Consider the following 5,146-nt stretch of genomic DNA (forward strand, 5'->3'; position numbering starts at 1 on the left):
CTGGCGAACTACACCGCTTCGGTGCCGGCACGTGTGGGCTTCGGTGGTGAGGGTGCGCGGTATGCGCTGCTGCAGGCGCAGGCTACCGACCTGGGTAACACGGTGGTCTTCGCGAGCCTCGCTACCGGCGGTGAGCTGCACATTCTGCAGGAGGGCGCGGTCACCGACCCGGCCGCGGTCGCGACCTACCTCACCACGCACCGCATCGACCACTTCAAGGCGGTGCCGTCGCACCTGGCCGCGCTCACAGCGACCAAGGGCGTGGAGAGCGTCCTGCCCGGACTCTCCCTCGTCCTCGGCGGCGAGGCCGCGTCCCCGGTCTGGCTGCGGGAGCTGATCGCCGCCGCCGGTGAGCGGGAGGTCCACAACCACTACGGTCCCACCGAGACCACCATCGGCGTCGCCACCACCCGACTGACCGCCGAACACGTCGTCGACGGTGTCGTGCCGATCGGCTCGCCGATCGCCAACACCCGCTTCTACGTGCTGGACGAGTACCTGCAGCCGGTGCCGGTGGGTGCGGTCGGTGACCTGTACGTGGCTGGGGCCGGGCTGGCGCGCGGCTACGTCAGGCGCGCCGGCCTGACCGCCGAGCGCTTCGTGGCGTGCCCTTTTCCCGGGAACGGCTCGGGGCGGCGCATGTACCGCACGGGCGACCGGGCGAAGTGGACGGCGGACGGCCAAGTGGTCTTCCTGGGCCGCGCCGACGACCAGGTCAAGATCCGCGGCTTCCGCATCGAGCTCGGCGAGGTCCAGGGGGCCGTCGCCGCGCACCCCCGCATCGCCCAAGCCGCGGTCGTCGCCCGCGAGGACACACCGGGTGACACCAGGCTCGTCGCCTACGTCGTCCCGGTGGACGCCGACGCAGACGAGAGCCTGCCCGAACTCTCGCGCACAGTTACTCAGTTCACGGCGCAGCGACTGCCCGGCCACATGGTGCCGTCGGCGATCGTGATCCTGGACGCGTTGCCCTTGACCGGCAACGGCAAGCTGGACCGCAAGGCACTGCCCGCGCCGGAGTACGCCTCCGATGTCGGGAGGGGGCCGTCCAATGCCCGCGAGGAGATCCTGTGCGCCGCGTTCGCCGAGGTGCTCGGCCTCGACGACGTCGGCGTGGACGGCGACTTCTTCCGGCTCGGCGGCCACTCGCTCCTGGCGATCCGCCTGGTCGAGAACCTGCGCGGCCGCGGTGTGACCGTGTCGGTGCGGGCACTGTTCCAGACCCCGACCCCGGCCGGGCTCGCCCTCGCGGCGGGCGCCGAACAGGTGGAGGTGCCGGAGAACCTGATCCCGGCCGGCGCCACCGAGATCACCCCCGAGATGCTGCCGCTCGTCGAACTCACCGAGGACGAGATCACGCGGATAGCGGCCACCGTGGACGGGGGCGCGGCGAACATCGCCGATGTGTACCCGCTGGCCCCGCTCCAGGAGGGCCTGCTCTTCCACCACCTTCTCGCCGACGGCGGCGAGGACGCCTACGTACTCCCGACGATGCTGGAGTTCGACTCGCGGGCACGGCTCGACGCGTTCACGGACGCCCTGCACCGGGTGATCAATCGCCACTACATCTTTCGTACGTCGATCGTGTGGGAAGGTCTGCGCGAGCCGGTCCAGGTCGTGTGGCGTCGCACCACCCTGCCCGTCACCGAGGTCACGCTCGACCCATACGGCACCGATCCGGTCGCCGACCTCATGGCCGCCGGCGGCACGACGATGCAGCTCGGCGAAGCACCGCTGATCCTGGTCCACGCGGCCCAGGTCCCGGGCGCGGATCAGTGGCTGGCGCTGGTCCGGATCCACCACATGGTGCGGGACCACACAGCGATCGAGGTACTGCTCGCCGAGGTGCGCGCCTTCCTCACGGGCCGCGGCGACGAGCTGGCGGTCCCGCTGCCGTTCCGCGCCTTCGTGGCCCAGGCACGCGGCGGCGTCGCCCGCTCCGAGCACGAGCGCTACTTCGCCGACCTGCTCGGCGACGTCACCGAGCCGACCGCGCCCTTCGGGATCGTCGACGTACACGGCGACGGCTCGGGGACGGTACGCGAGGTGGTGCCGTTCGGCGACGATTTGACGGTACGACTCCGCAAGGTGTCCCGCCGCCTGGGCGCGAGCCCGGCGACGCTGCTGCACGTCGCATGGGCCCGTGTGCTCGCCGCCGTCAGCGGCCGCGACGACGTGGTCTTCGGCACGATTCTGTTCGGCCGCATGAACGCGGGCGAAGGCGCCGACCGCGTCCCGGGCCCCTTCCTCAACACGCTGCCGGTCCGTGTCCGTACGGACCAGGTTGGCGTCGTCGCCGCGGTCACCGCGATGCGCGCGCAGCTCGCCGAGCTCCTGGAGCACGAGCACGCGCCGCTCACGGTGGCGCAGCAGGCCAGTGGGCTGCCCGGCAGCGCCCCGCTCTTCACGGCGCTGTTCAACTACCGCCACAACAACCACGGTGGGACCGGTGCCGGGGAGCGCGCGGGCGAGGGCCAGGAGGGCCACGACGAACGGCTGGACGGGATCCGGACGGTGTTCTCGCGCGAGCGCACCAACTACCCGCTCTTCGTCTCCGTCGACGACGACGACGCCGGCCTCTGGGCCTGCGTCGACGCGGTGGCGCCGATCGACCCGGGTGTGGTGGCCGGGTACTTGCGCACGGCCGCCGCGAACCTGGTCGCCGCGCTCGAGACCTCCCTCGACAGCGACCGTGAGGGACGCGACGAGATCCCGCTGGACGAGGTGCGGGTCCTGGACGAGGCCGGGCTGCACCAGGTGATCGAGGGCTGGAACGCCACGGACGCGGAGGTTCCGGCGGCCACGTTGCCGGAGCTGTTCGAGGCGCAGGTGGTTCGTACGCCGGAGGCGGTGGCCCTGATCGACGGTGAGGAGTCGCTCACGTACGCCGATCTGGATGCGCGTGCCGATGAGCTGGCGCGTCTGCTGGTGCGGCGTGGGGTCGGTCCTGAGGCGATCGTGGCTGTGGTGTTGGAGCGGGGCGTGGACCTGGTGGTCGCGCTGCTCGCGGTGGTGAAGGCCGGCGGCGCCTATCTGCCGGTCGATCCGGAGTACCCGGCGGAGCGGGTCGCGTACATGCTCGCTGACGCGCGGCCGGTGTGCGTGCTCACGAGCGCCGCGTGCGCACCAGCCCTACCGGAGTCGGTGGACACGCCGATTTTGGAGATCGACTCCGAGCCCGTACGGGGAGAACTCGCCCGGCTCGACGGGACGCCCCCGGCCGATGCCGAGCTCATGGCTCCGCTGCTACCGCAGCATCCGGCGTATGTCATCCACACGTCGGGTTCGACCGGTCGCCCCAAGGGGGTGGTTGTCGGGCATGCGGCGCTGGTCAACCACCTGTACGCGGTCGGTGAGCATGTTCCGCTCGGTGTGGGTGACCGGCTGGTGGCCGTGACGACGGTGTCGTTCGACATCGCGGCTCTGGAGCTGTTCCTGCCTCTCGTTTCGGGTGCCGCTGTGGTGATGGCCAGGCGTGAGACGGTTCGGGACCCGAGGGCGTTGCTGGACCTGGTCCGTGCGAGCGGGGCGACCGCCTTGCAGGCGGTGCCGTCCCTGTGGCGCGCGCTCCTGGACGCCGGCGACTGGCCGGCTGGGGTGCGTGCGTTGGTGGGCGGCGAGGCACTGCCCGAGGAGCTGGCCGTACGGCTGTATGCCCTGGGTGTGCCGGCGGTGAACCTGTATGGGCCTACCGAGGCGACCATCTGGGCGACGTCCGCCGAGGTCGGCGAGGGCCCTGTCGTTATCGGCCGTCCGTTCGCGAACACGCGGGCGTACGTGCTCGACGCCCGGATGCGGTCGGTGGCGCCTGGTGTGACGGGTGAGCTGTACCTCGCGGGCGCCCAGCTGGCGCGCGGGTACCTGGGCCGTCCGGGGCTGACCGCTGAGCGGTTCGTCGCTTCCCCGTTCGTGCCCGGCGAGCGGCTGTACCGCACGGGCGACGTGGCGCGCTGGCGTCCCGGTGGTGTGCTGGAGTGTTTGGGCCGCACCGACGGTCAGGTCAAGGTGCGTGGTTTCCGTATCGAGCTGGGCGAGGTCGAGGGGGTCCTGGAGCGCCACGCCGGGGTGGCCCAGACTGCGGTCGTCGTCCGCGAGGACGCCCCGGGCGACGTCCGGCTGGTGGCCTACGTGATCCCCGCGAAGGGAGAGGACGGAGAACTTGATGCCGCAGAGCTACGCGCCTACGTGGGCGCGAGCCTGCCGTCCTACATGGTGCCGTCTGCGGTCGTTGTCCTGGAGGCGCTGCCTCTGACGGCGAACGGCAAGCTGGATCGGCGGGCGCTGCCCGCGCCCGAGTATGAGGCGGGTTCGGGGCGCGGCCCGGCGACGCTCCAGGAGGAGCTGCTGTGCGGGGTGTTCGCGCAGGTGTTGGGTCTCGACAGCGTTGGTGTGGACGATGACTTCTTTGAGCTCGGCGGGCATTCTCTGCTTGCTGTTCGTTTGATCAGCCGGGTGCGGTCGGTTCTTGGTGTCGAGGTGCCGCTGCGGGTCCTGTTCGAGTCGCCGACGGTGGCGGGTCTGGCGGCCGGCCTGCTGGGCGCGGGTCGGGCGCGGTTGGCGTTGACGGCGGGGGAGCGCCCGGAGCGGGTCCCCCTGTCTTTCGCTCAGCAGCGGTTGTGGTTCATCGGGCAGTTGGAGGGGCCGAGTTCGACGTACAACATTTCGTTTGTGCTGCGGGTGGCGGACGAGGTGGACGGGGATGCGCTCGGGGAGGCCTTCCGGGATGTGATCGGGCGGCACGAGGTTCTGCGGACCGTGTTCCCGGTGGAGGATGGCCAGCCGTACCAGCAGGTTCTTGAACTTGACACCCTCGACTGGGCGTTGAACGTGGTCCCGGTTTCGGGCGGCGAGTTGGATGGTGCTGTCACGGAGGCTGTGGGGTGCGCGTTCGAACTGTCGGCGGAGGTGCCGATTCGGGCGACACTGTTGGAGGCCGGGCCTGATGAGCGGGTGCTGGTTGTGGTGGTGCATCACATTGCGGGTGATGGCTGGTCGACGGCTCCGCTGGCGCGGGACTTGTCGGCGGCGTATGCGGCGCGGTGCGAGGGTCGGGCGCCGGGGTGGGAGCCGTTGCCGGTCCAGTATGCGGATTACGCGCTCTGGCAGCGGGAGCTGCTCGGTGCAGAGACTGACGCCGACAGTGTGA

Annotated in this window: 1 protein-coding gene; it reads left to right on the forward strand. The window is 70.9% G+C overall.

Annotation, left to right across the window (positions count from 1 at the left end; all coding sequences use genetic code 11):
* Positions 1–21: 21 nt before the first annotated feature.
* On the forward strand, positions 22–5,146 hold a 5,125-nt coding region (locus tag ACZ7J0_RS33655; RefSeq protein ID WP_470893874.1), incomplete at its 3' end, for an amino acid adenylation domain-containing protein.

The sequence above is a fragment of the Streptomyces sp. NPDC038280 genome, from assembly GCF_055600045.1.